Source organism: Mesorhizobium sp. CC13 (genome assembly GCF_039907765.1).
Lineage (GTDB): Bacteria > Pseudomonadota > Alphaproteobacteria > Rhizobiales > Rhizobiaceae > Aminobacter.
The window spans coordinates 403991-430347 of the sequence record NZ_JARDJI010000002.1 but is presented as its reverse complement, the minus strand read 5'-3'; the positions used below and the strand labels follow the sequence as shown (position 1 = coordinate 430347).

At 65.0% G+C, this 26357-nt stretch carries 26 protein-coding genes; 10 read left to right on the top strand and 16 right to left on the bottom strand.

The features are described 5' to 3' along the window. Nucleotides 1-155 precede the first annotated feature (155 nt). From PV773_RS05165 to PV773_RS05150, 4 genes are all read right to left on the bottom strand, one after another. Nucleotides 156-716, bottom strand: a complete 561-nt coding sequence (locus tag PV773_RS05165; protein ID WP_347965431.1) for an ABC-type transport auxiliary lipoprotein family protein — start codon at nt 714-716, stop codon at nt 156-158. A 119-nt stretch (nt 717-835) separates the two neighbouring features. After that, nucleotides 836-2209, bottom strand: coding sequence for an MlaD family protein (locus PV773_RS05160; protein WP_347965308.1), 1374 nt, complete (start codon nt 2207-2209; stop codon nt 836-838). Nucleotides 2210-2213: 4 nt separating this feature from the next. After that, nucleotides 2214-3044: an ABC transporter ATP-binding protein gene (locus PV773_RS05155; protein WP_347965307.1), complete on the bottom strand. Its 831-nt coding sequence runs from the start codon at nt 3042-3044 to the stop codon at nt 2214-2216. A gap of 1 nt (nt 3045) precedes the next feature. Further along, on the bottom strand, nt 3046-4233 hold the full coding sequence (locus tag PV773_RS05150) for an ABC transporter permease (protein WP_347965306.1): 1188 nt from the start codon (nt 4231-4233) through the stop codon (nt 3046-3048). Between the two features lie 78 nt (nt 4234-4311). Here PV773_RS05150 and dgcA point away from each other — a divergent pair, with 78 nt between their 5' ends. Further along, entirely contained in the window at nt 4312-5295 is a 984-nt protein-coding gene (gene dgcA / locus PV773_RS05145) for an N-acetyl-D-Glu racemase DgcA (RefSeq protein WP_347965305.1), read from the top strand. On the opposite strand, the gene PV773_RS05140 is transcribed toward dgcA, so the two are convergent. Both PV773_RS05140 and PV773_RS05135 read right to left on the bottom strand, forming a co-directional pair. After that, on the bottom strand, nt 5257-6480 hold the full coding sequence (locus tag PV773_RS05140) for an MFS transporter (protein WP_347965304.1): 1224 nt from the start codon (nt 6478-6480) through the stop codon (nt 5257-5259). The genes dgcA and PV773_RS05140 overlap by 39 nt on opposite strands. Nucleotides 6481-6771: 291 nt before the next feature. Continuing rightward, on the bottom strand, nt 6772-7590 hold the full coding sequence (locus tag PV773_RS05135; protein ID WP_340039051.1) for a UDP-2,3-diacylglucosamine diphosphatase: 819 nt from the start codon (nt 7588-7590) through the stop codon (nt 6772-6774). A gap of 118 nt (nt 7591-7708) precedes the next feature. Between PV773_RS05135 and PV773_RS05130 the strand changes: the two genes are divergently transcribed. From PV773_RS05130 to PV773_RS05120, 3 genes are all read left to right on the top strand, one after another. Further along, nucleotides 7709-8488 (top strand): SDR family oxidoreductase, encoded by a 780-nt coding sequence (locus PV773_RS05130; RefSeq protein ID WP_347965303.1) that lies wholly within the window; start codon nt 7709-7711, stop codon nt 8486-8488. A 240-nt stretch (nt 8489-8728) separates the two neighbouring features. Further along, nucleotides 8729-11041 (top strand): NADP-dependent malic enzyme, encoded by a 2313-nt coding sequence (locus PV773_RS05125; RefSeq protein ID WP_347965302.1) that lies wholly within the window; start codon nt 8729-8731, stop codon nt 11039-11041. 224 nt (nt 11042-11265) lie between these two features. Continuing rightward, nucleotides 11266-12174 carry a DUF2865 domain-containing protein gene (locus PV773_RS05120; RefSeq protein WP_347965301.1) on the top strand — a complete coding sequence of 303 codons (909 nt, stop codon included), beginning with the start codon at nt 11266-11268 and terminating at the stop codon, nt 12172-12174. Here the strand turns inward: PV773_RS05120 and gltX are convergent. Further along, the gene (gltX, locus tag PV773_RS05115; RefSeq protein ID WP_347965300.1) at nt 12092-13465 is read right to left on the bottom strand and encodes a glutamate--tRNA ligase; all 1374 of its coding nucleotides are present in this window, start codon (nt 13463-13465) and stop codon (nt 12092-12094) included. The two genes, PV773_RS05120 and gltX, sit on opposite strands and share 83 nt — an antisense overlap. 161 nt (nt 13466-13626) lie before the next feature. After that, complete coding sequence (locus PV773_RS05110) at nt 13627-15429, bottom strand: ABC transporter ATP-binding protein (RefSeq protein WP_347965299.1); 1803 nt, start codon at nt 15427-15429, stop codon at nt 13627-13629. A gap of 341 nt (nt 15430-15770) precedes the next feature. Between PV773_RS05110 and PV773_RS05105 the strand changes: the two genes are divergently transcribed. From PV773_RS05105 to PV773_RS05095, 3 genes are read left to right on the top strand one after another with little or no spacing between them, the layout of a single operon-like run. Continuing rightward, complete coding sequence (locus PV773_RS05105; RefSeq protein WP_347965298.1) at nt 15771-16085, top strand: metalloregulator ArsR/SmtB family transcription factor; 315 nt, start codon at nt 15771-15773, stop codon at nt 16083-16085. Further along, nucleotides 16082-16468, top strand: a complete 387-nt coding sequence (locus PV773_RS05100) for an SRPBCC domain-containing protein (protein ID WP_347965297.1) — start codon at nt 16082-16084, stop codon at nt 16466-16468. Before PV773_RS05105 ends, PV773_RS05100 begins: the two co-directional genes overlap by 4 nt. 35 nt (nt 16469-16503) lie before the next feature. After that, a complete protein-coding gene (locus PV773_RS05095; protein WP_347965296.1) occupies nt 16504-17124 on the top strand; it encodes an ATP-dependent Clp protease proteolytic subunit in 621 nt (206 codons plus the stop codon). Nucleotides 17125-17130: 6 nt separating this feature from the next. On the opposite strand, the gene PV773_RS05090 is transcribed toward PV773_RS05095, so the two are convergent. The 4 genes from PV773_RS05090 to PV773_RS05075 are packed head-to-tail and all read right to left on the bottom strand — an operon-like array spanning nt 17131 to nt 21304. Continuing rightward, nucleotides 17131-18366, bottom strand: a complete 1236-nt coding sequence (locus tag PV773_RS05090) for an MFS transporter (RefSeq protein ID WP_347965295.1) — start codon at nt 18364-18366, stop codon at nt 17131-17133. A 1-nt stretch (nt 18367) separates the two neighbouring features. Next, nucleotides 18368-18787, bottom strand: a complete 420-nt coding sequence (locus tag PV773_RS05085; protein ID WP_347965294.1) for a GNAT family N-acetyltransferase — start codon at nt 18785-18787, stop codon at nt 18368-18370. 40 nt (nt 18788-18827) lie between these two features. Next, complete coding sequence (locus PV773_RS05080; protein ID WP_347965293.1) at nt 18828-20537, bottom strand: NAD+ synthase; 1710 nt, start codon at nt 20535-20537, stop codon at nt 18828-18830. A 53-nt stretch (nt 20538-20590) separates the two neighbouring features. Then, complete coding sequence (locus PV773_RS05075) at nt 20591-21304, bottom strand: DNA-3-methyladenine glycosylase I (protein WP_347965292.1); 714 nt, start codon at nt 21302-21304, stop codon at nt 20591-20593. Between the two features lie 95 nt (nt 21305-21399). Between PV773_RS05075 and PV773_RS05070 the strand changes: the two genes are divergently transcribed. Beyond that, on the top strand, nt 21400-21966 hold the full coding sequence (locus PV773_RS05070; protein WP_347965291.1) for a DUF1003 domain-containing protein: 567 nt from the start codon (nt 21400-21402) through the stop codon (nt 21964-21966). Then, a complete protein-coding gene (locus PV773_RS05065) occupies nt 21963-22544 on the top strand; it encodes a DedA family protein (RefSeq protein WP_347965290.1) in 582 nt (193 codons plus the stop codon). The genes PV773_RS05070 and PV773_RS05065 overlap by 4 nt, the downstream gene beginning before the upstream one ends. 3 nt (nt 22545-22547) lie before the next feature. On the opposite strand, the gene PV773_RS05060 is transcribed toward PV773_RS05065, so the two are convergent. The 4 genes from PV773_RS05060 to PV773_RS05045 all read right to left on the bottom strand — a co-directional run bounded on the left by PV773_RS05060 (nt 22548) and on the right by PV773_RS05045 (nt 24913). Then, a complete protein-coding gene (locus PV773_RS05060; protein ID WP_347965289.1) occupies nt 22548-23141 on the bottom strand; it encodes a hemerythrin domain-containing protein in 594 nt (197 codons plus the stop codon). A 40-nt stretch (nt 23142-23181) separates the two neighbouring features. Beyond that, nucleotides 23182-23541: a diacylglycerol kinase gene (locus tag PV773_RS05055; RefSeq protein ID WP_347965288.1), complete on the bottom strand. Its 360-nt coding sequence runs from the start codon at nt 23539-23541 to the stop codon at nt 23182-23184. A gap of 49 nt (nt 23542-23590) precedes the next feature. Then, nucleotides 23591-24388, bottom strand: a complete 798-nt coding sequence (locus PV773_RS05050; protein ID WP_347965287.1) for a class III extradiol ring-cleavage dioxygenase — start codon at nt 24386-24388, stop codon at nt 23591-23593. A gap of 105 nt (nt 24389-24493) precedes the next feature. Beyond that, nucleotides 24494-24913, bottom strand: a complete 420-nt coding sequence (locus PV773_RS05045) for a GFA family protein (RefSeq protein ID WP_347965286.1) — start codon at nt 24911-24913, stop codon at nt 24494-24496. Nucleotides 24914-25243: 330 nt separating this feature from the next. Here PV773_RS05045 and PV773_RS05040 point away from each other — a divergent pair, with 330 nt between their 5' ends. Continuing rightward, complete coding sequence (locus PV773_RS05040; protein WP_347965285.1) at nt 25244-26308, top strand: GGDEF domain-containing protein; 1065 nt, start codon at nt 25244-25246, stop codon at nt 26306-26308. Nucleotides 26309-26357: the final 49 nt, after the last annotated feature.

Below are 26357 nucleotides of genomic sequence, written 5' to 3'. Positions count from 1 at the left end.
CCCTTTTGCTTTCCGGGTCATGTTTGCAGCGCCGACGTTTACCTCGCCAGCCCAGGCACTTGCTGCCGCTTACAGGATCGAACCACGAGCAAGGCGAGTGGAATTGCCACGTCAGGCACCTACTGCCCTACCTCCCTACTCCCTTGCTGACCTGTTCAGATCAGCGATTCCGTCCATTTGACGATTTCGGCCGCGGCCTGCCCGAAGGCGGCGTCGAGGGCGGCGACATAAGCGTCGTTGCCCGCCCCCGAAACCGGGACGCCGGCCGTGAACACGCGCGAGGCGCGCACCTGGCCGTTGCGATCGTTGAGCAGCCGGACGAACAGGTCGACATCGGAGCGCTCGCCGCCGCCGACCCTGATTTCGAAGCTGCGGATCTCCACGATGACCTGGTAGTCGATCGCCAGCCCTTCGCCGGGCTTGCCGATGCCTATGAAGCCGCCGGCGCGCTGGAACGTCTCCGCCAGCCGGGCCTGGACGATGCGCGGCAGACGGTCGGACCACTGCGCGCCCTTGAGGAACTGGATGGAGCCGGGTGCCGGCTTGATGACGATGCGCTCGCCGTCGAGCGCCTTCAGCGCCGACGGTTCGGCAATGAGGATCTGGCGGCGGCTCTGGCCATCGCGGCCGTCGACGGCCGGCGCGGAAAGCTCAAAGGTGTCGAGCGGCGGCGGCGTGCTGACGAGAAGCGAGGCGCAGCCCGACAGCGCCAGCATGGCCGCAGCAAGCAGCGTTGAAGTTCCACCAGCTTTCACGTGTTGTCCCCGGACACGACTCACTCGCGTAATGCGCGAACCACCCTCCAGACGTGTCATGCTGCGACGGGCCGGCGATGTCAACGACGCACCCGTCCGTCGAACTCGCGTACGGTGCCTTCGCCTCCGGTGATGATGCGTTGCGGATTGCGCTGCAGGTCGGTGATCGCCTCTTCGATGCGGGTGACCGAACGCCGGCTGTCCTGGACCAGCGCCTCGACGTCGCGTAAGCCCTGGCCGGAGAAGCGGGCGAGGCCATCGGTGATCGTGCCGAGCCGGGCATTGAGCGTGTCTGCGACCTGCTTGAAGGCCTTCAGTGTTTCGCTCGCATCGGACATGACGCCCTCGGCCTCGCCGGTGCCGAGGAGCTTGTCGACCTTGGCCAGCACGCCGTCGACCCGCGTGGAGGCCTGGTTGAGCCGCGAGGCCAGTTCCTTGGCATCTGTGACGATCTGGTCGATGTCTTCAGCCCGGTTGCCGAATTTGTCGGTGACCTTGGCGATGTCGGCCGCCACCTTGTCGGCGTTCTCGCTGGCCTTGCGGATGTTTTCGAGCGACTCGCGCACGGTGGCCCCATCGACGCCTTCGAGCGCTCCGTCGAGCTTGGTGAGCGTCTGCTGGGTTTTCTGGGCGAAGTCGTTGATCGACGCGACGGCGGTGTTCACGCCCTTGACGACGTCGTCGATCTGGTCGCTCTGCTCGCCGAGCTTGGTGGTGAAGGTCTCGACGTTGGCGACGATGGTCTTGACCTTGTCCCGGTCCACCGACTTGAGGAGGCTTTCGGCGGCCTCGATGGTGCCGTCGAGCTTGCCCGAAACGCCTGCCAGTTCCTCCGAGAGCGCGCTCACGCTCGCCAGAAACTTGTCGACGCCTTCCGAATTGCGCGCCAGCGACTGCGAGAATTTCTGCGCGTTTGTAACCGTCTCGGTCAGTGGGCCGCGGACGTCGTTGGTGAACCCTTCGAGATTGGTCAGCACCGTGTCCGCACGCTTGAAGATGTCCTGCGCGGTCTGCAGCAGATTGGTGACGGCCGAGGGGTTGGCGACGATCTCGGCGGTCGTGCCTTCGGCCTCGGCCTGGTCGAGCAGGTTCGGCTCGTTGACGTCGGCGCCCTTGAGCTCGATGTTCGCCTGGCCGGTGAGGCCGGCCAGGCCGATATCGGCCTGCGTCGACTGCGTGATCGGCGTCAGCCTGTCGATCTCGGCATCGGCGATCGCCACGCGCGGATTGGTGACGTCGAGATAGACCCGCCGGACGTCGCCGACCTTGACGCCATTGAACAGCACGAAGCTGCCGCGGCTGAGGCCGGAGGCGGAACCGGGAATGCGTACGCGCAGCATCGCCGTCTCGCCGCGCTCGCCGATGGCAGCCGTCCAGTAGACGAAGGCAAAGGCAGCCAGGATCGCGACCAGTGTGAAGATGCCGACGATGACGTAGTTGGCCCGAGTCTCCATCACATCATTCCATCTCTACCCTGGCCGCAAGATCAAGCTGGCGGGCACGCTTTCCACGGAAGTACGACTTAACCCACGGCTCGTCGCTCTTCAGCATGTCATCGATCGTTCCTTCGACGAGCACCTTCTTGTTACCGAGCACGGCGACGCGGTCGCACACCGAAAACAGGCTGTCGAGGTCGTGGGTGACCATGTAGACGGTGAGCCCCATGGTGTCGCGCATCTTGGCGACCAGTTCGTCGAACTCGGCAGCGCCGATCGGGTCGAGACCCGAAGTCGGCTCGTCGAGGAACACGATGTCGGGGTCGAGCGCCAGCGCCCGGGCGAGCGCGGCGCGCTTGATCATGCCGCCCGACAGTTCCGAGGGATATTTGTCGGCGGCATCCGGCGGCAGCCCGACCAGGTCGATCTTGAGCCTGGCGAGCTCGTCCATGAGCTTTCGCGGCAGGTCGAGGTACTCGCGCATCGGAACCTGCACGTTCTCGAGCACGGTCAGCGCCGAAAACAGCGCCCCGTGCTGGAACAGGACGCCGAGCCGCATGTCGATCCTCAGCCTTTCCAGCTCGTTGGCCTTCTCCAGATCGACCCCGAACAGCCTGATCGTTCCCGACTGCTTGCGGATCAGGCCGAGGATGGTACGCAGCAGCACCGACTTGCCCGATCCGGACGCGCCCACAAAGCCGAGGATCTCCCCCCTCCGGATTTCGAGCGACAGCTTGTCGAGAATGACGTTGTCGCCGAACGCGACCGTGAGGTCGCGCACCGAAAGCAGCACCTCGCCCTTGCTCCCGGGATCCTGGATCTCGGCGTGGATGGTATTGGTCCTGCTGCCCATGTCAGAAGTCGATCGCGGCGTAGAACATGGCAAACAGGCCATCGAGGATGATGACCACGAAGATGGCCTTGACCACCGAGGCGGTGACGTGGCGCCCGAGCGACTCGGCGCTGCCGCCGACCTTCAGGCCCTCGACAGAGGCGATGGTGCCGATGATCAGCGCCATGAACGGTGCCTTGATCAGGCCTGCGAAAATGGTGCTGAGGTCGATGGCAACGCGCAGACGCTCGATGAAGGCGGCCGGAGGAATATCTGAATAGAACCAGGCCGTGGCCATGCCGCCGCCGAGCGCTGCAAAGTTGGCGAGGATGGAAAGGCACGGCAGCGCGACGACGAGCGCGACCAGGCGCGGGAAGACCAGCACGCCGATGGGATTGAGGCCGATGACAGTGAGCGCGTCCACCTCCTCGCGCATCTTCATCGAGCCGATCTCGGCGGTGATCGCGCTGCCGGAACGGCCGGCGATCATGATCGCCGTCATCAGCACGCCGAGTTCGCGCAGCACCAGCACGCCGATGAGGTCGACGACGAAGATGTCGGCGCCGAAATAGCTGAGCTGGAACGCGCCCTGCTGGGCGACGATCGCACCGACGATCGTCGACATCAGCAGGACGACGGGGATGGCGCCGACGCCCATGCGGTCGACCTGGTGGAAGATCGCCGCGGGATTGACCGCATGGCCCCGGCCAAGCTTCATCTGGGCGCCGCGGATGGTTGCGCCCAGGATGTTCATCGCAGCGAAAAAATCGTCGCGCATCTCGTAGACGCGTCGTCCGATGGTCTCCAGGAAGCGGATGGCGATGTTGGGGTTTTCCGCCTCGGCCCTGGCGGCCTCGCGGCGCGCCGCCTCGCCGACCGCGCCCAGAAGGATATCAGCCGCTTCGCTGCGCCCTTCGACGCTGACGCGCACGCCCTTCCTTTCGTTGGCGCTGACCAGCCTGTCGATGATCCAGGCACCGGCGGTGTCCATCTTTTCGATGCCGGCGAGGTCGAGCGCCAGGGCCCTAAACCCCGTGCGCGCCTCGATCTTGCGCATCTCGGCGTCGACTAAGGCCACGGTACGGGTCGTCCAGATGCCCGTGAAGACGCAAGCCAGCACGCCGTCGCGCGCCGCCACCGCAACCTGCGGTCGGTGGTTGCTGTCGCCGGTCGCCCCGCTGCTTGCTTCCCGTTTGCCGATGGTCAACATGGCACACTACTTAACGCGTCGGCTGCGGCATGTCGATTTATGCACCTCAGAACCGGCATCCTTGCGGAGCAGTTTTTCATGTCTCGTGTCCTTTCAGTCGCCGCGGAGAGCTTCCCTATTGCTGGAACCTTCACCATTTCCCGCGGATCGAAGACCGAGGCCGACGTAATCACCTGCACGATCGCCGAATCAGGCCGCCTCGGCCGCGGCGAGTGCGTGCCCTACAAGCGCTACGGCGAGACGATGGAGAGCGTGCGCGCGGCGATCGAACTGGCCCGGCGGGCGATCGAGGCAGGCGCCTCCCGCGCCGACCTGCTCGAGCTCATGCCGGCCGGCGCCGCCCGCAATGCGGTCGACTGCGCTCTCTGGGACCTGGAAGCGAAGACCAGCGGCATCCCTGCCGCCGCGAAGCTCGGTCCGGCCGAACCAAGGTCGCTGGAGACGGCCTACACGCTGTCGCTCGCCGAGCCGGAGGCGATGGCGGCACAGGCACGCGCCAACGCCGCCCGGCCGCTGCTCAAGGTCAAGATCGGCGGCGACAACGACATCGCCCGCATCCGCGCGGTCACCCAGGCCGCGCCGAACAGCCGCATCATCCTCGACGCCAACGAGGGCTGGACCGAAGCCAATGTCGCCGGGAACCTCGCGCTTGCCGCCGAACTGGGCATCGCCCTGATCGAGCAGCCCCTGCCCGCCGGCGCCGATGAGATCCTGGCCCGGATACCCCATCCCGTGCCGATCTGCGCCGATGAAAGCGTGCATGTCGCCGCAGACCTCGACGCCCTGCGCGACCGCTACGACGCCATCAACATCAAGCTCGACAAGGCGGGTGGACTCACCGCCGCACTGGAGCTGCGCGACCGTGCCCGCGCGCTCGGCTTCCAGCTGATGGTCGGCTGCATGGTAGGCACGTCGCTCGCCATGGCGCCCGCGGTGCTGCTTGCCCAGGACGCGGAATTCGTCGACCTCGACGGGCCGCTGCTGCTGGCGCGGGACCGCCAGCCCGGCCTCGCCTACGAGGGCTCAGTGGTAGCTCCGCCCTCGCCCGAGCTTTGGGGCTGAACGAGACCCGAGCAAGACCAGGCCGATGGCGAAGGCGGCGACGCCTGCCATGAAGAAGAAGCCGTTGGCGCCGAAGCGATCGTAGAGCGGTCCGGAAATCAAGGTCACCACCGCCATCGACATGCCGTTGGTGAAATAGGCGACGCCCTGCGCGGCACCCGTCTTTTCCTCGGGCACGGACTCGGCGATCAGCTTCTGCACGCCGATCAGCACCAGGGCGGTGGACAGCGCATGCAGGCTTTGCACGGCGAAGAAGCCTGCAACGCCGAGCCCCAGCGGCCAGATCAGCGGATAGGCGAGCCAGCGCAATATCGCGCCCACGCCGGCCAGCACGAGCACGAACGCGGTCGAGCGTCCGCCGAACAGCCGGGCGAAGAGCATGAACATGACGATCTCGGCAGCGACGCCCCAGCTCCACAGCAGCCCGACCACGGTCTCGTTGATGCCGAGCGACTTCCAGTAGATCGATACGAATCCGTACAGAAAACCGTGGCTGGCGATGATGACGCCGGTGCCGCCAGCCATGAGCAGGAAATAGCGGTTGAACAACTTGGGCGCCTGCTGCTGCAAGTCGGTGGCCGACAGCGGCGAGGCGCGTCTCGGCCTGCCGAGGCGCGGCGTGACGAACGACATCAGGAAACAGCCGAGCAGCCCGACGGTGATGATGGCGGGAACGGCGTCGGCTCCGGTCAAAGACAGGATGAACCCCGCTCCGAGGCTGCCGCCGAGAAAAGCGATGGAGCCCCAGATGCGCATCGCCGCATAGTCCGAGCCGTAGCGGCGCACGCCCGACAGGGCCAGCGAATCGGCGATAGGCGCGTGCGGCGTCCAGACGACGGACAAGGCCAGCGAGACCGCGAGCACGACGAAATAGGTCGGCTCGAGGAAATAGCCGAGCGACAGCAACAGCGACGAGACGGCCAGGACCAGGAACACATTGGCGCGGTCCTTCGCCCGATCGGCCATCGCGGCGATCAGCGGCGTGGTGATGACGCGGAGGAACATCGGCGCCGACAAAATGACGGCGATCTGCTCCGGATCGAACCCCTTGGCCTCGAGCCAAAGCGGAAAATAGGGCAGATGCACGCCCATGGGGACGAAGAGCGCCGCGAAGAGCAGCGATATGCGCAGCTCGAAGCGGCGCGGCTTGATCTGCTGTTCGGGCGTGAGCGGCGGAAGGGTCATGGCGGGCATTCGGTCCGGGTGCAGACCCGAACCATGCAAGCCTCACCGATTTGCCCGATCCATTATCACGGGTGCCCGTCGCGCGGAAGCTGTCGACTTGGGCGCAAGGATTGGGCCACGCGCCCTGCGCCGCGGGCTCGTCATCTCGCCGGACGGTCGTTCGCAGGCACCTAGGCGAGTCGAGTGCCGTCGCACCAGCAGGCCGACCGGTGCCGCCTCGATTGCGGCATGGCCAGGCCCCTCGCGCCAGCGACGCGACCTATGGGTTGGATCGCACATGGAAGGGTCCGATCAGGCCGCCTTGCCGACCGCCTGATCGATCGCCACCGGCACGAAGGGCTCGTTCACCAGCCTGCCCGCCATCACATGCGGCCAGCGCAGGATGACGAAGCTGCCGTCGAAATTCTCGGCCACGGCGGTGCAGTTTTCCACCCAATCGCCGGTGTTGATGTACTGGATGCCATCGAAATCCTCGATCGCGGGGTGGTGGATATGGCCGCAGATGACGCCCTCCACTTCCGAGCGCCGGGCTTCCTCGGTCAGGACCTGCTGGAAGGCACCGATGAAGTTCACCGCCTTCTTCACCTTCACCTTGGCCCAGGAAGAGAACGACCAATAGGGCATGCCGAAGGTACGGCGGAAGCGCGCCACCACGCGGTTCGTCGCCATCGCCGCGTCGTAGGCGAAGTCGCCGAGATAGGCGAGCCAGCGCGCATTCTGGACGACGGCATCGAACTGGTCGCCATGGATGACGAGGAAGCGCTTGCCGTCGGCGGCCTCGTGGATGGCGCGGTCGGCGACGACGATGCCGCCGAAATGCACGCCCTGGAAATTGCGGGCGAATTCGTCGTGGTTGCCGGCGATGTAGGTGATCTCGGTTCCCTTGCGCGCCTGGCGCAGCAGCTTCTGGACAACGTCGTTGTGAAGCTGCGGCCAGTGCCACTGCCGGCGCAGGCGCCAGCCGTCGACGATGTCGCCGACCAGGAAGATCTTCTCGGCCTCGTGATGGCGCAGGAAGTCGATGAGGAATTCGGCCTTCGCGGCCTTCGACCCCAGGTGCACGTCGGAGATGAACAGCGTGCGGAAATTGCGTGTGCTCGTGCCGGACATGGCATTCGACCCGTTGCTTTTGCCGTGGCTATGCCCAGATTCATGCAACAGGCGTATGACGGTTGCGGCTCGGGCGCGGCGGTTCTAGGCTGCGCCACCACCGACAGGAGAACGCATCATGGATCTCGGCATCCGCGGGAAGAAGGCTATCGTCTGCGCTTCGAGCAAGGGTCTCGGCAAGGGTTGCGCCATGGCGCTGGCGGAGGCCGGCTGCGAGCTTTTCCTCAACGGTCGCGACGCCCGCGCCCTCAGCCGCACCGCCACCGAAATCCGCCAGCGCTACGGGGTACAGGTAACCGAGATCGTCGGCGACATCTCGGAGCCGGCGGTGCAGAAAGCGCTGCTCGCCGCCTGCCCTGAACCCGATATCCTGGTCAACAACAACGGCGGTCCGCCCTATCGCGATTTCCGCGAACTCGACCGCGAGAAGATCCTCGCCGGCGTCACCAACAACATGGTCACGCCGATCGAACTCATCAAAGCGGTGATCGACGGCATGGCCACGCGCGGCTTCGGCCGCATCGTCAACATCACCTCGCTGTCGGTCTATACGCCAATTCCCGGCCTCGACCTGTCGTCCGGCGCGCGTGCAGGCCTGACGGCTTTCCTAGCCGGCGTGGCGCGTACGGTCGCCGACCGGAACGTCACCATCAACAACATGCTGCCTGGCAAGCTCGACACCGACCGCCTGCGCGGCCCGCACGAACCGGGAAGCATCGAGGACCCAGCGGAAGGTGCCGCGAGGCGCGCCCGCCTCGGCGCCGGCGTCCCCGCCGGCCGGCTCGGCACGCCGGAGGAGTTCGGCCAGATCTGCGCCTTCCTGTGTTCTGTCCACGCGGGTTACATGACCGGGCAGAACATACCGGTCGACGGCGGGCTCTATGTGAGTTCCTTCTAGCCTTCGCGGCGCCTGGACCACCCTATGAACAGGTCAGCCTGCGCGTCCCATGGACGCGCTGCGCCCGCTCAGCCTCACAAAAGACCGAATCTGCATTTCAACCGCCGCCCACAAGTAGCTGGAATGATTGCACTTCCGGCTTTTGAAAGTGATTCAACGTCCATTTGGCCGTTGATGCCTCGAAAATTGCGCAGGCCGTGCTAATAACGGCCTTTGAAACTAATTTTGAAGGAGCTGGACATGGCCGGGGACGACAAGAAGAAGGAGCCGCTGTCGGACCTCGACCAGGCCGCGCTCTTCTTCCACAAGAGCCCCGTCCCGGGAAAGCTGGAGATCCAGGCCACGAAGCCGCTCGGCAACCAGCGCGACCTGGCCCTCGCCTATTCGCCCGGCGTCGCCGCTCCCTGCCTCGCCATCAAGGACGATCCCGAGACTGCCGCCGACTATACCGGCCGTGCCAACCTGGTCGCCGTGATCTCCAACGGCACCGCCGTGCTCGGCCTCGGCAACATTGGCCCACTGGCCTCCAAGCCGGTCATGGAAGGCAAGGCCGTTCTGTTCAAGAAGTTCGCCGGCATCGACGTCTTCGACATCGAGATCGATGCACCCGAGATCGACCAGATGGTCAGCACCATCGCCGCGCTCGAGCCGACCTTCGGCGGCATCAATCTCGAGGACATCAAGGCGCCCGAGTGCTTCGAGGTCGAGGCCCAGCTCAAGGCCAGGATGGACATCCCCGTCTTCCACGACGACCAGCACGGAACCGCCATCATCGTCGCGGCCGCGGTTCTCAACGGCCTCGAACTCGCCGGCAAGAAGATCGAGGACGTCAAGATCGTGACGTCGGGCGCGGGCGCGGCGGCGCTCGCCTGCCTCAATCTCCTGGTCTCGCTCGGCGCCAAGGTCGAGAACATCTGGGTCACCGACCGCTTCGGCGTCGCCTACAAGGGGCGGACAGACGAGATGGACCGCTGGAAGGATCCCTACGTCAAGGACACCAACGCGCGCACCCTCGCCGACGTCATCGGCGGCGCCGACGTGTTCCTCGGCCTGTCCGCGGCGGGCGTGCTTAAGCCCGAACTTCTCACGGAGATGGCGGAAAGGCCGCTGATCCTGGCGCTCGCCAACCCGAAGCCGGAGATCATGCCGGAAGAGGCGCGCGCGGCGCGTCCCGACGCGATGATCTGCACCGGCCGTTCGGATTTCCCGAACCAGGTCAACAACGTGCTCTGCTTCCCCTACATCTTCCGCGGCGCGCTCGACTGCGGCGCACGCGCGATCAACGAGGAAATGAAGATGGCGGCGGTGCGGGCGATCGCAGCCCTTGCCCGCGAAGAGCCGTCCGACGTCGCCGCCCGCGCCTATTCCGGCGAGACGCCGACCTTCGGGCCCGATTTCCTTATCCCCTCGCCCTTTGACCCGCGGCTCATCCTGCGTATCGCGCCCGCCGTCGCCAAGGCGGCCTGCGACAGCGGCGTGGCCAGCCGGCCGATCACCGATTTCACCGCCTATGTCGACAAGCTCAACCGCTTCGTCTTCCGCTCCGGCCTGGTGATGAAGCCGATCTTCTCCAACGCCAAGCAGGCGGCGGCCAAGCGGGTCATCTATGCCGATGGCGAGGACGAGCGCGTGCTGCGTGCGGCCCAGGTCGTGATCGAGGAGAACCTGGCCAAGCCCATCCTCATCGGGCGCCCGCATGTCATCGAGGTGCGCTCGAAGCGCTATGGCCTGCGCATCCGCCCGGGCATCGACTTCGAGGTCATCAATCCCGAGGACGATCCTCGCTACCGCCACTATGTCGACCACCTGATCGAACTCGGCGGCCGGCGGGGCATCACGCCGGAGGCGGCCCGCACCATGGTGCGCACCAACAATACGGTGATCGCCGCGATTGCGCTCAAGCGCGGCGACGCCGACGCCATGATCTGCGGCCTGGAGGGCCGCTTCGAGCGCCACCTGCGCAACGTCCAGCTGATCGTCGGCGTGCGCGAGGGCGTCAAGGACCGCGACCTCTCGGCCCTGTCGATGCTGATCACCCAGCGCGGCGTGCTGTTCTTCACCGACACCTATGTGACGATCGATCCCACCGCGGAGGAGATCGCCGAAATGACCATGCTGGCGGCCGACGAGATCCGCCGCTTCGGCATCGAACCGAAGGCGGCATTGCTGTCGCATTCGAACTTCGGCTCGCGCGAATCGGCCGGCGCACTGAAGATGCGGGAGGCTGCGGCGATCCTGAAGCGCCTCGCCCCGGAGCTTGCCAGTGACGGCGAAATGCACGGCGATTCGGCACTTTCCGAAGCGCTGCGCCACCGCGTCTACCCGCATTCGAGCCTGAAGGGCGAAGCCAACCTCCTGGTGTTCCCGAACCTCGACGCCGCCAACATCGCGCTCACCACGGTCAAGACGATGATGGACGCGCTCCATGTCGGGCCGATCCTGCTCGGAACGGCCCAGCCGGCGCACATCCTGACGCCTTCGGTCACCTCGCGCGGCATCGTCAACATGACGGCGCTGGCCGTGGTCGAGGCCTCGCAGCGGGCTCAGGCGTAGAGCATCTGGAACTCGAGCGCGGCCCCAAGGAACGGTTAACGGGTCGAGGCTAGCCTTTGGCTGCAACAGCGGCTGGTGGCATGTATTGGCGATGCGATAACAAGGAACGCCCTGGCGGCCGCCTGTTGGCGGCCTTCGCCGGTATGGCGTTGGCCCTGCTCGCGGCCGACGGCGCGGTTGCGGCGTCGCGTCTTTGCCGACAGTTGCAGGCGGAGTTGGCGCGGTTGTCGGAAGAAGGTTCGCCGGAGGCGGCACGATACCGGGAAGCGGCGGAAATCCAGCGCAGCGAGATCGACCTGGCCCGCGGCGAGGCCGCCGATTTCGGCTGCGACCGGGCGATCGCCGGCGAGATGATCGCCGAATGCGCGGGCCTGAACGCCAAGATCGACGAGATGGCCCGCAATCTCGAAGACCTGGAGAGCCGGCTGGCCGAGCTTTCCGAGACGCGCGAGCGGGCAAGGCTGCTGGACGCGCTCGCCGCCAATGACTGCCCCCGGCAGGAACCGGATGCCGAGGCAGGTGCGAGCGACCAGGACCTGTTCGAGGAGGTTTTGGGCGGCACGATCATCCGCGGCGGGGCAAGCCGGGACGCGGCGGACGACGGTCGCTATCCCAAGCGGATCGTCATCGGCAAAGGCGAAGGATCGGGCGGCGGCGAATTTCGCACACTCTGCGTCCGAACCTGCGACGGCTATTTTTTCCCGATGTCGAACGGCGCAGCGCTTTCCGACTTCGAGCGCGACCAGAAGAGGTGCGAGGCGGCGTGCCCGGGCACCGAGCTGTTCTATCATCTCGCCGACGGCGAAGCGCAGGAAGACATGGTGTCCGCACGGACGGCCGAACCCTACCGCGAGCTGCCATCGGCCTATCGGTACAAACGGACCGGCCTGCCGCGCACGCCGGATTGCGGCTGCAACGCCAGGCAGGACAGCAGCTTCTCGATCCTCGCGGGTGAAGGCCGGCCGATCCCGCAATCGAACAAGGCGCCAGTCGACGCAGAAAAGCCGATGCCGGCGACGCCGGCAGCCAGGCCCGATCCGGACCGCAAGGTCAGGGTCGTCGGGCCAAAGTTCCTTCCCGACCCACCAGGGGCAACAGATCTGCGAGTTCCGGTCCCGACTCCAGTCCAGTGAGCGCCAACCGCAGCGGCATGAACAGGGCCTTGCCCTTGCGGCCGGTCGCCTTCCGCACCTTGGCGGTCCAGTCCTTCCAGACATCGCCGTCCCATGGCTCTTCGGGCAGCAGATCGAACGCCTGGCCGACGAATTCGCGGTCCTCCTCGGGCAGTTCCGCCGCCTGCTGCGGTCCATCGCGGAGGATGCGCCACCATGTGCCCGCGTCGCTGAGCCTGTCGAGATTGCCGCGCACGGCCACCCAGAACGTCTCCGCATGCTCGCCGCTGATGCCGAGCAGCATCAGCCGGTCGCGCACCTCGGCGAACGGCATGTGATGCAGCAGCGCACGGTTGAGCACGACGAGTTCGTCGGGATCGAACTTGGCGGCAGACTTTGAAGTCGATGCCGGATCGAATTTCTCGGCGAGTTCCGAAAGGTTGGTGGCTGCCGCCACGTTCTCGGACGTGCCCACCAGAACCGCGAGCGACGCCACCGACATCGGCTCGATGCCACCGTCGCGCAGGCTTTCGATCGACAGCGCGCCGGTACGCTTGGAAAGTCCCTCGCCCGACGCTGTCGTCAAAAGGTTGTGGTGCCCGAAGACCGGGGGCTCGGCGCCGAGCGCCTTGAACAGCGCGATCTGGACGCCCGTGTTGGTTACATGGTCGTCGCCCCGGATGATGTGCGTGACACCCATTTCGATGTCGTCCACCACCGACGGCAGCGTGTAGAGGTAAGTGCCGTCCTCGCGCACCAGCACGGGATCCGACAGCGACGCCAGATCGACCGTCTCCTCGCCGCGAACGAGGTCGTTCCAATGGACTTCCGTCCGCTCGGACTCGAATGGATCCGAAACGAAGTTGGGCAGCAGGAAGCGCCAATGCGGCCTGCGGCCATCCTGATCCAGGGCAGCGCGCTCGTCGTCGGTCAGTTTCAGCGCCTCGCGCCCATAGACGGGCGGCATGCCGCGCGTGCGCCGCACCTTGCGGCGCAGGTCGAGTTCCTCCGCCGTCTCGTAGCAGGGATAGAGCAGGCCCGCGGCCTTCAACGTCTCGACGGCGGCGTCGTAGCTCGCAAAGCGGCGCGACTGGTACTCGGTCTGGTCGGGGAAGATGCCGAGCCAATGCAGATCGTAGAGGATCGAGTCGGCGAATTCCTGGCGCGAGCGCTCCGTGTCCGTGTCGTCGAACCGCTGGATGAACCGGCCCCGGTTCCTGAGGGCGAACAGCCAGTTGAAAAGGGCCGTGCGCGCATTGCCGATATGGATGCGGCCGGTGGGCGAAGGAGCAAAGCGAACGGTGACTGTCATGTTCGGGGCGTAGCGGATGGCTTTCACATTGACAAGGCAGCGCCCCCGCCGCGTGCATCCAGAGATAAAGCAAGGCCTCGCCGAATGGAAGCTGACCAAAGGGGCTAAATATAACCGGCGAAACAACAAATGGGCCGCAATCGCTCGCGGCCCATGAGGCGTCAGACGAGGCCCTTGGTGAGTTCCAGGGCTTGGCGCTCGAACAGGCGGCGATAGATGCCGCCATCGAGGCGGACGAGCGCTTCGTGCCGGCCTTCTTCCACGATCTTGCCGCGGTCGAAGACGAGCAGCCGGTCGAGCGCCCGCACCGTCGACAGCCGGTGCGCGATGATCAGCGTCGTGCGCCCCACCATCAGCCGCTCCATCGCCTCCTGGATCAGCACCTCCGATTCCGAATCGAGGCTCGACGTGGCCTCGTCCAGGATCAGGATCGGCGCGTCGGCCAGGAAGGCGCGCGCGATCGCCACACGCTGGCGCTCGCCGCCCGACAGCTTGACGCCGCGCTCGCCCACCAGCGTGCCGTAGCCCTTGGGCAGCCGCTTGATGAAGTCATGCGCACTGGCAAGCTTCGCCGCGTGCTCGATTTGAGCCTGGGACGCGCCGGGCCGGCCATAGGCGATGTTCTCGGCCAGCGAGCGATGGAACAGGATCGGCTCCTGCTGCACGATCGCGATCTGAGAACGCAGCGACGACTGACTGGCCTGGGCAATGTCCTGCCCGTCGATCAGGATCCGCCCCTCGCTCACGTCGTAGAGGCGCTGGACGAGCTTGACGAAGGTCGTCTTGCCCGAGCCCGAGTGCCCCACCAGGCCGACGCGCTCGCCCGGCCGGATCTTCACGGAGAAGTCCCGGTAGAGCGGCAAGGCATGGTTGCCGTAGTGGAAGGTCACGTGATCGAACTCGATGCCGCCGTCGCGGATTTGGATCGGCTCCGCACCGGCGCGGTCGGCGACGCCCAGCGGCTGCGCCTGGATGTCGACCAGTTCCTCCATGTCGTTGACCGAACGCTGCAGGTTGCGGATGTGCATTCCGACATCCCGCAGGTAGCCCTGCAGCAGGAAGAACGAGGTCAGCACGAAGGCCAGGTCGCCCGCGCTCGCCTGTCCGCTCGACCAGAGATAGAGCGCAAAGCCGATGATCGCTGCACGAAGCACCGCCAGGGTGACGTTCTGCGCCGTCCCGTTGAAGGTGCCGCGCATCCAGGTGCGGGCCGTCCGGTGCCGCCACTTGCCGATGACCCTGGCGAGCCGCGCCTCCTCACGCTCTTCGGCGCCGAATGCCTTGACCACCGAGTTGCAGCTGACGGCATCGGCCAACGAGCCGCCGAGCCGCGTGTCCCAGCTGTTGGCGAGGCTGGCGGCCGGCGCGACGAAGCCGAGCGACATCATCACCGTCTGGCCGATGAACAGGAGCGAGCCGACGGCGATGATGAGCCCCATCATCGGCCAGTGCCATCCCAGCAGGACGGTCGAGCCGACCAGCATGACCACCGACGGCAGCAATGCCACCAGCAGCGTGTCGTTGAGCAGGTCGAGCGCCCACATGCCGCGCGTGACCTTGCGCACCGTCGAACCGGCGAAGCTGTTGGCATGCCAGTCGGTGGAGAAGCGCTGAACGCGGTGGAACGCATCGGACGCGATGTCCGACATCATCTTCAAGGTGAGCTCGATGATGCCGCTGAAGGCGATGTGGCGGAACACCAGCGAGCCGGCAGCCAGCGCCAAAAGCGTCAAGAACGCAGCCATGGCAGCATTCCAGGCGACCGCATCGCTGGCCGCGCCGCTGGCGACGGCGTCGATCAGGCGCCCGGAATAGAGCGGGGTCAGCACGTCGGCCATGGTCGAGACCAGCACGGCGGCCGAAATGATGGCGAGCCGCACCGGCTGACGTTGCCAGTGCCGGAAGGTGAATCCGAGAACGCTGCGGAACGCCCCGCCGCGCAGGTCGATACGAAAACGAGTCATGATGTCATTGAGGCGCCGGAACCGACGCCATCCTCGAATAAAGAATGTCCAAAAGCGCGACGAATAATTCTTGCGGAACCAGGAAGTCGCGATACGGCAGCGTCAGGAAAGGGAGACGCCGGAGGCGGTATGCCGGGTCAATGACCCAGGATCATACCTCGGGAGGACATGTCGTATGCTGGCATTAAGACCTCCCTGTTAGTGGCCGCGAAAGATTTGCTTATAACCGAGCATTTCTTCTCCGCCAACCCCCGCGCTGGACCGAAGCTGGTTGTGCCAGAAAGGCGGCTTTTCCGGCAGCCGGCTTGCGCAACAAATAAGTGTATGCTTATCTCATTCGCATGAACGAATCCGACGTCTTCCGTGCCCTCTCAGACCCTACGCGCCGCGCCGTGCTCGACCGGCTGCTGGCCGGCGAGAAGAACGCGACCGAGCTGCGCGAAGGGCTCGAAATCTCTCAGCCGGCCGTCTCGCAGCATATCGCCGTGCTGCGCGGCGCCGGGCTGATCAACGAAGAACGTGCCGGCCGGCACGTGAACTACAGCGTCAACCCCGACGGGCTGAAACCTCTGTTCGACTGGCTCACCCGCTACCGCGCCTTCTGGCCGGACCGCGTCGAACGGCTGAAGGCCCTGCTCAAGGAGATGGACCAATGACGGACATTCTCGTAGCCGACGAGAAGTGCGACGCGATCGTGGTCGAATGCGAACTCGAGGCGGAACCGGAAAAGGTCTGGCGTGCGCTGACCGTGCCGGAACTGGTGTCGGCCTGGCTCGACGTGCCGGCGGCAGACGATGTGGCTGCCGACACAACCGGGCCGGTCTATCGCATCGTCGAGGCCCTGCCCTTCTCGCGCGTCCGCTACGCCTGGAACGACGACTCGGCCGGCGAGCCCGACGGCTTCGTGACCTTCGATCTCGCGGCACAGCCGGGCGGCGGCACATGGCTCCGCCTCACCCACAGCGCTGAAATCGGCCGTAGGCCAGCGGGTGCTGCGGCCAATTCGAACAGCCCGCCGGTCATGGCGCGCGCCGCCTAATTCAAGCAAATCGGAACATGGAAAGGAACTCGCGCATGCGCGACACGATGCAGCTCGTCCCTATTGTCGTTGAGCAATCGCCTCGCGGCGAACGTTCGTTCGATATTTTTTCCCGTCTGCTGCGCGAACGGATCGTCTTCCTCAACGGCGAGGTCAACGACCAGTCGGCTTCGCTGATCTGCGCGCAATTGCTGTTTCTGGAATCGGAAAACCCGAACCGGGAGATCTCCTTCTACATCAACTCGCCCGGCGGCGTGGTCACCAGCGGCTTCGCCATCTACGACACGATGCGCTTCATCCGCTGCCCGGTGTCCACGCTGTGCATGGGCACGGCGGGATCGATGGGCTCCTTCCTGCTGGCGGCCGGCGCGCCGGGCCGGCGCATTGCCCTGCCCAATTCGAGCGTGATCCTGCACCAGCCATCCGGCGGCTTCCGCGGCCAGGCTTCCGACATCGAACGCCACGCCGAGGACATCCTCAAGCTGAAGCGCCGGATGACTCGCCTCTACGCCGAGCATTGCGGCCGCACTGAAGAGGAAGTGGCGCGCGTGCTCGACCGCGACTTCTTCTTCACCGCGGAGGAAGCCCGCGACTGGGGCATCGTCGACCATGTCTACGACAGGCGCGAAATCGTCGAGGGACTTCCGGTGAAGTAGCCCGCCTCAGGCGGTCGCCGGATGCGGCACTGGCTGGTTTCGGTCGCGTACCCGCCGGGACACCCTTTGGAGCAGCAGCGATACGGCGAAGCAATAGGCGCCCATGGCGAGAATCTGGCTCGGAAAACTGACGCCGCCGTCGATGAGGTAGCCGGTGAGGCCCGGCCCGATCGCCGAGGCGAAGACGCCGGCCGATACGATCAGCGCCCGGATCGCACCGAGGTGCCTGAGTCCGTAGACCTCTGGCCAGACGGCGCCGAACAGCGTGGTCGACAAGCCGTTGGACAGGCCCAGCAGCGCCATGAAGCCGAAGGCGCTCCACTGCGCCTCGACGCTGCCGAGCAGCAGGCAGGCAAAGCCGAGAGGCAACAGCACGACCGGCAGCAGCGCCACGCCGGAATACCTGTCGATCAATTGCCCGACCACCAGCGTGAAGATGCTGTTGATGACCGCCGCCACGGCGAAGGAGGATGCGAACACGCCGAGCGACCAGCCGCGCGTTTCCACCAGATGGACCTGGTGGAAGAACACCGACGTGACGATGAAGGCGGGCGCCATCACCCCGAGCATCAGCAGGTAGAAGACAGGATCGCGGACCACCTCGGCGCGGGTCCAGTCGCGGGCATCGACGATGCGCGGCGACGGATCGGAAGCACGCGGGTGCCTGTCGACGGAAACGAGCACGGCAATTGCAGGCAGCGCCACGAGCAGCAGCGCGAAGGCCGCAATCAGCCAGCCCTGCCGCCAGCCGAGCGCGCCGGCGACCGTGACGAAGGCGATGGGCAGCACCGCATCGCCAACATTATGCCCGAGAATGATGGTGGAAAGCGCCCGCCCCCGCTGCGCCGAGAACCGACGCGCGGCGGCCGTGTAGGCCGCGTGGACCATCATGCCCTGCCCGAACAGCCGAAGCAGGTAGATGCTGGCGAAGAGCAGCGCGAGATGGCGCGAAAAGGCCATGCCCATAGCGGCGATGGCCAGCATCGGCACGACGAAGAGGCTGACCTTGCGCACGCTGTGGCGGTCGACGAGCTGGCCCAGATGCGGCAGCGTGAACGCGCTCGCCAGCGTCGCGGCCATGTAGAGCGTGCCGAAGGTGCCGTGCGACAGCCCATATTCGGCGCGGATGTGGCCCGCCGACAGCGAGATGAAGGACGTCTGGCCGAAGGTGGAGAAGCTTGTGAGCAGAAGGCCGCCGGCGAGCCAGCGCGCGTTGTCGCGCACGAAAGTCAGGTAAGACATGCTATCCCGCCGGCAAGCGCGTCCGAGACAGCCGCATGTACAGGCCGTCCGTGGCCGTCACGAAGCCGAACTTCTCATAGAGGCTGTGTGCGTCGGCCGTCCGCAGCGAGAAGCCGGTCACGCTGGCAAGCTCGGGATGGTCGAGCAGCGCCTGGATCAACTTCTTGCCAATGCCGTGGCCGCGCCGCTCCGGCCAAACGATGACGTCGGCGACATAGGCGAAACAGGCGTAGTCGGTGATGACGCGCGCAAAGCCCACCTGCTCGCCGTCGATATAGGCGCCGACGCATAGGGAATTGGCGAAGGCGCGGCGGTGGATATCGTCGCTGCGGTCGTCGCCCCAATAGCTCGCCTTGATGACCTCGGATGTCTTGTCGAAGTCGATCCTGGAGACGTCAAAGCTGATCTCGACCTCGGCCACAGGTTCCTCCGATCGACGGATTTCATTTCGTTTCAGGGGTCTAATCCCGGTCCCTGTACCTGTTCGTGATCGGATAGCGGCGGTCGCGGCCAAAATTCTTCTTGGTGATCTTCACGCCGGGCGCGGCCTGCCGTCGCTTGTATTCGGCGATATAGAGCAGATGTTCGATCTTGTGCACGACCTCCCGGTCATGGCCGCGTGCGACGATCTCGTCGACGCCCATCTCGTTCTCGACGAGGCACTCGAGGATGTCGTCGAGCACCGGATAGGGCGGCAGCGAATCCTGGTCGGTCTGGTTGGGCCTGAGTTCCGCCGACGGCGCCTTGTCGATGATGTTCTGCGGAATGACGATGCCGGAAGGTCCGAGCGCCCCCGGCGGCACATGCGTGTTGCGCCAGCGCGACAGCGCATAGACCTGCATCTTGTAGAGGTCCTTGATCGGGTTGAAGCCGCCGTTCATGTCGCCATAGAGCGTGGCATAGCCGACCGACATCTCGCTCTTGTTGCCGGTGGTCACCACCATCGAGCCGAACTTGTTGGACACCGCCATCAGGATGGTGCCGCGGGCGCGGCTCTGCAGGTTTTCCTCGGTAATGCCTTCCTTGGTGCCCTCGAAAAGCTGCGTCAGGGCATGGGAAAAGCCGTCGACCGGCTCGTGGATCGGCACGATGTCATAGCGGCAGCCGAGCGCGCGGGCGCAATCCTCGGCGTCCTTCAGCGAGTCGGCGGAAGTGTAGCGATAGGGCATCATGATCGCGCGCAGCCGCTCCTCGCCCAGCGCATCGACGGCGAGTGCCGCGCAGATCGCCGAGTCGATGCCGCCGGAAAGGCCTAGCACGACGTTCTTGAAGCCGTTCTTGTTGACGTAGTCGCGCAGGCCGAGCAGGCAGGCGCGGTAGTCGGCCTCCTCGCGGTCGGGGATCTTGGACATCGGGCCTTCGACGCAGGCCCAGCCCTCATGCCCTTGATCTTGCGCGCCTGCGGCATCGCGGCCGCGCTTCCAGGTGGTAATCGCCACCGTCTCCTCGAACTGGCTCATCTGGAAGGCCAGCGAGTGGTCGGCGTTGATGGCAAAGGAGGCGCCGTCGAAGACGAGTTCGTCCTGGCCGCCGAGCTGGTTGGCGTAGAGCAGCGGCAGGCCGCTCTCGATCACCTGGCGGATCGCCACCTGGTGGCGCACGTCCATCTTGGCGCGATAGTAGGGCGAGCCGTTGGGCACGAGCAGGATTTCGGCACCGCTCTCGGCCAGCGTCTCGCAGACGCCGAGTTCGCCCCAGATGTCCTCGCAGATCGGGATCCCGAGCCGCACGCCACGGAAATTGATCGGTCCGGGCATGTCGGGACCGGCCTGGAAGACACGCTTCTCGTCGAACTCGCCATAGTTGGGCAGGTCGACCTTGAAGCGCTCGGCGATGATCTTGCCGCCGTCGGCGACGATGATCGAATTGTGCAGGCCGCTCTTGCGCTTCAGCGGCACGCCGATGATGACGCCCGGCCCGCCATCGGCGGTCTCGGCGGCGAACTCTTCGGCCGCTCGCTCGCAGGCCGCGACGAAGGCCGGCTTCAGCACCAGGTCCTCCGGCGGGTATCCGGCGATGAACAGTTCGGTGAACAGCACGAGGTCGGCGCCCTGGCGCGCAGCATCCGCCCGCGCCTCGCGCGCCTTGGCGAGATTGCCCCTGACGTCACCCACCGTGGGGTTGAGCTGGGCGACTGCGATGCGCAGGATGTCGGGAGATCTTTTCGTCATGTCAGCGGTTTAGCCTGCGTATTGAAGAGGGGCAATGCCGTTCGATTGGGCCATCATTCGCCCATGTAGCTCGCCAGTTCCTCGGCCGGACGGTTGACCCCGATCGACATGGAGAGGATGCGCGAAATGTGTGCCCGCGGCAGCCTGGTCGCGTCCGCCCACTCGTTGATCTGCATCTGGATCTTTGCGAGGTCCTTCTTCGAAGTCGCGGCCTCGCCGATGTCGAGGCCGGCGTCGCGCAAAGCCAGGACCACGTCCTGCGACAGGATGAAGGTGTCCCAGCCGAGCCAGCGCAGCAGATATTGCCCGGTGTTACCGCCGAGCCGGCTGCCATGCTTGCCGAGATAGGCGGTCAGCCCGACTTGATCGTCCGCCGGCCATTCGGCCAGGAACTTGCCGAAGCTGCCGTGCTCCTTCGACACGCGATCCACGAAGGCGGCGTTGTCTCTCACCGATCTGATCTTCTGCGGATTGCGCACGATGCGCTTGTCCGAGGCGAGTTCGTGCCAGAAGTCGTCGGGCTGGAACAAAAGCCGCTTCGGCTCGAAATGAAGGAACGCTTCTTCGAAACCCGGCCACTTCTGCTCGATGACGCGCCAGACGAACCCGGCGGCGAAGACGCGTTCCGCCATGGTCGAGAGGATGCGGTCGTCCGGGACCTCGGCAAGCGCTGCATTGTCGGGCACCGGCCCAAGCAGCGACCGAAGCACGGCTTCGCCGCCCTTGCGCTCTGCCGCCCTCGCCCTGATCTTACCGAAATCCGGCATATGCCCTCCTCTTGCCGCCGCCGTGGCAAAGCGTTGCACTATCTTCGTATAAGGAACTTGCGCTGCCAAGACAGCGGCCCATTTCGGAGCAGGACATGAACAAGACCGTCGCAGAACTGGCCGGCCGCTGGATGACCCACAAGGCCGACGCTCTGAGCGAGCTCGAGCACAAGGTGCTGCAGAGCGCAATCGACCGGAAGCCCGTCGCCCGGAACGTCAACGACAGCATCGCGAGCCGCGAGGGCGGCGGCGACCGCCTGGCAGACGCGATCGCGCGCATTGGCGGCTCGTGGACCTTCATCCTCAGCTTCCTGGCCTTCCTGGTGGCCTGGGCCGGCCTCAATGCCTGGCTGCTGGGGCGCGCGGCTTTCGACCCCTACCCGTTCATCTTTCTCAACCTCGTTCTGTCCATGCTTGCGGCCATCCAGGCCCCGATCATCATGATGTCGCAGAACCGCCAGGCGGAGCGCGACCGGATCGATGCCGCGCACGACTACGCAGTGAACCTCAAGGCCGAGATCGAGATCATGGCCCTGCATGAGAAGCTCGACGAAATCCGCTTCCAGGAAATCATCCTGCTGCGCGAGCGCATCGAAGCGCTTTCTACACAGATCGCGCGGATTGCCGACGCGGGCGCCACCGGCGAACCCTCCGCCAGATGACCGACGCCATCCACTATCTCGTCGAACGCTACGGTCTCCTGGCCGTGTTCATCGGCTGCATGGCCGAAGGCGAGAGCGTGGCCATTCTCGGCGGTTTCTTCGCCCACCAGCAGGTTTTCGCCGCATGGCAGGCGTTTGCGGCGGCCTTCCTCGGCGCATTCTTCGGCGACACGCTGTTCTTCGTCCTCGGACGACGCTTTGCGGGCAACAGATGGGTGCGGCTGATGCGCCGGAGACCCGGATTCAGCCACGCCTACCGGATGGTGCAGGCGCACCCGAAACTTTTCGTGCTCGGCAACCGCTACATCTACGGCATGCGGCTTGCGGGCGGCATCGTGGCGGGCCTGTCGAACATACCCACGGCTCTCTTTCTGGGGCTCAATGCGCTGTCGGCGCTCGTCTGGGCCGGCATTTTCGTGAGCCTAGGCTATGTCTTCGGCGTCGGCGCCGAGCAGATACTGGGCGAGGCGCTGAAGGCCCATCAGCGCCTCTTTATCGCGTTCGGGATCGGCCTGGTGGTCGCGGCCGGCGCATGGCTGCTTGCCCGCCACGTCGCCAGGAAAGAGCCGCAAGAGTAGCCGTCAGCCGATACCGAGGTCCCGCTCGCCGCGGTCCAGGATGAGCGGGATGATCAGATCCTCCTCGTCGGCGAGATGCCTGGTCAGCATGGCGATCAGGCGTGCATTCTCGTCGGCATAGGAATCTGCCGCGAAACGCTGCCTGTCGGCATCCTCGCCAAGCGCGCGGATGAAGGCGTTCGCAGCCTCCGCGTTGCGTGCCAACGCCTCGTGGATGAGGTGATGGTCGGCATCGAGGATTTCGAACCCGCGCTTGAGGCGCTTCTCCGCATCGGCGAAGACCGGGAAATAATGCTGGTCCTCGACATTATGGTGGCCGTCGAGATTGCCGAGGAAGAAGTTGAGGCGAGGCGCGAACCAGCGGGCGAAGCCCTGCGCATCCAGCCGCGCCTCGCGGTAGTCGCCGATACCTTCGGTCAGCATGCCGCCGAGTTCGCGGAACATGTCGTGCCGCTTGAGCCACATCGACGCCATGCCGTGGACGTTGTCGTGGCCGAGCCAATCCTCGCGCGGGTACCTTTCGACGAGCCAGCGCAAATCGTCCGGCAGCCCGGTACGGATTTCAAGATGATGGTTGGGTTGGGCTTTCTCAGCCATGTCGGTCTCCTTTGGTAACCGACATATAGGTATGCCCTGTTCAGATCGGGAGACCGAAGAAACGCTCGGCAATGGCGAAGCCCCAGATGCCGAGCACGATCACGATCGAGATCAGCACCGCGAGCGAGCCGCAATCCTTGGCAAGCTGGATGTCGATGTTGAATTCGCGGCTGACCGCGTCACAGGCGGCCTCGATGCCGGTGTTGAGCACTTCCACGGTGATGAGGAACAGGATGGCGCCGATCAGCAGCGCGTAACCGCTCCAGCTTTCGGCGATGAACCAGCCGATGGGGAGCGCCGCAACCAGCAGCATGACTTCCTGCTGGAATGCCGCCTCGGTGCGGATCAGCCTGGAGAAGGCGCGCACCGAATTCTGGAAAGCCTTGACCAGCCGCTCCATGAAAATCCCCTTGAGTTCGATCGAGGGGCATCATGTAGCGGCTCGGCGGTCAATCGAACAGATAGGAATCGTTGGCGAAGAAACCGTAGTCGACTGAATTGTGGACCCGGCGGCCCTTCGCGCCTTCGCCAGCAGCGCCGTAGGCGAAGAAGATCGGCATCAGATGCTCGTCGGTCGGGTGGTTCTCCGACGGGTAAGGCGCCTTCTCCCTCCAGTGCAGCAGCGCGTCGGCGTCGCCGGCGGCGAGCTTTTCCTCGAACCATTCCGTGAAGGCGTGCACCTTGCCCGCCAGCACCGGATCCAGTTCGGCACCACGCCTCACGGTGGTGAAATAGGCCCGCAGATTGTGCGTGATATGGCCCGAGCCGATCAGGAGGATGCCTTCGTCGCGCAACGGCGCCAGTGCCTTGCCGATGGCATAATGCCAGGCCGCATCGCGGCTGGGGTCGATCGACACCTGCACGATGGGGATGCCGGCGTCCGGGAACGCCAGCTTGAGCGGTGTCCAGGTTCCATGGTCGTAACCGCGCTTTTCATAGGTATGCGGGTTGAGCCCGGCCGTCTCCAGCATGGCGAAGACCCTTTCCGCCAGCGCCGGCTCGCCCCTGGCCGGGTAGACCATCTTGTAGAGCTCGGGCGCGAAGCCGCCGAAATCATAGATCATGCCCGGCTTCGGGTCGGTGACGACCGCGACGCCGTCGGTCTCGAAATGAGCCGAGACGATGACGATGGCCTTCGGCCGGGACGTGAGTTCCGACACGGTCTCGAGATAGTGTCGCGCCGGCGTGTCGGCGAGCACGATGTCCGGACCGCCATGGGAAACGAAGAGTGTGGGCAGCGAAGTCATGTTCTTTCTCCTTGCCCTGGAATATACGCCTCCTCCACTTGCCGCGGCAGTGCATCGCTTTGCGACGAAGCGTTCAACATAAATGAACGAGGTTGGGGAATTCGTTCAACTGACGGGCAGTCTCGTCGTTTGCGACGATCCTTCGAACTGCGGCAACTCGTCGTCGATGTCGTAGTAGGCGCCCTTCTCGGCCACGAAGATGTGGCACAGCCCCGTCAGCGAGGAAGACTCCTCGAACGCTCCGGCCATGATGGAGACGTAGGGCATGTCGTTCGGCTTCCAGAACATCACCGAGCCGCACCGGCTGCAGAAGCCGCGGCGGGCGAGATCGGATGCCGCATACCAGGTGAGGTGCTCTCCGCCTTCGACCTCGATCCTGTCGTCGGCGACATTGGTGGCCGCGTAGTAATGTCCGCTCTGCTTGCGGCACTGCGTGCAGTGGCAATAGATGACGCCGCGCAGTTCACCATGCGCCTTGAAGCGTATGGTGCCGCAGAGGCAGGCTCCTTGATGTGGTTGGCTCATGGTTCACCTCCGTTGCTCGTCAGGCTGCAAGATAGACTGCCGCCCTGCAAGATGAACCCTCGAATGCGACGTCCGATACACTGCTACGTCCCCGATAGGCTTCCGTTGCGTCGGAGAATACACCCTCTGGTAGAAAAATCGGATGCACGACTGTGGAAATTAAGGAAACTTTAGCCTGCCTAAATTAAGCCGGGATACAGGCGACGGATGCAGAGGGGACCTGCAGCGTTGCAAGCATTCACACTTTTACCGCTCGCGCCCCCGAACGGTCGCACGCCAGAACGATGCTGGCGTGCCGGCTGACGGCTGGCCAATCGAAACGGGTCATAGATGCAAACCGCACAAGCCCCGACAGATAGGGGCAATGAGATTGCGAGCACCGTGGTGGCGACGATGGTCCAGATGGGCGTCATCGGCCTGCCGAGGAACTACGAGATATTCTACGAGGCATTGACCGGCTCCAATCCGGCGCTCAGCCTGGAGGTCATCGCGCTCGGCAATCGTCCAACCCAGGAACAGCTGGACGAGATCGGCCGCAAGTTCTTTGCGCAGAACCACGAACAGGGCATCGTCGAACAGGCGCGCGAAATCATCGCCCGCGAGCTCGAGGGCGTCGCGACCCTGCTGCGCAGCGAGCGCAACTACATCGAGCGCTACGGCAAGGTCCTCGACGAGACGTCGAGCGGCTTGAACAGCCGCACCGTCATGTCGCAGGAACTGCTGCAGAAGATCGTCGGCGTCATGTCGGTCGCGACCGCCTCGACCATCGATCACGGCAAGCAGGTGGCGAGCACGCTCGGCGACAAGTCCGCCGAACTCGAAACAGTCAAGTCGAAGCTCGAGGAATACAAGAAGCTCGCCGACACCGATCCCCTCACCCACGTGTGGAACCGCCGCGCCTTCGACAAGCGGATCTCGAAAATCTACAACGACAACCGCGGTGTGCTGTTCAGCGCGCTGATCCTTGCCGACATTGACCGCTTCAAGGAGATCAACGACCGCCACGGCCATCCGGCCGGCGACCAGATCCTGCGCATCATTGCCGACATCTTCCAGAGCAGCGTGCATCAAGACATCTTCGTGGCCCGCACCGGCGGCGAAGAGTTCGCCCTCATCGTCGAGGGCACGACGGAAGAAGCAACCTTCGAGATCGCCGACCGCATCAGGATGCTGGTGGCACAAACCTCGCTGAAGGACGTCCAGCCCGGCTGCGGCCAGGTCACCATCTCGATGGGGGTCTGCATGGCGGCAGACGCCGACAGCGCCGACGACCTCTATGCCAAGGCGGACCGGGCGCTCTACCGCTCCAAGCTGATCGGCCGCAACCGCGTCACGCGCTACTCGACCATCGCCGAGCGACAGGGCAAGAACTGGCTGCTCTACAAGAAGGACTGATCGCGCATCGCGCAAACTGCGGTCACGGGTCTTTCCATATGAATTTCTC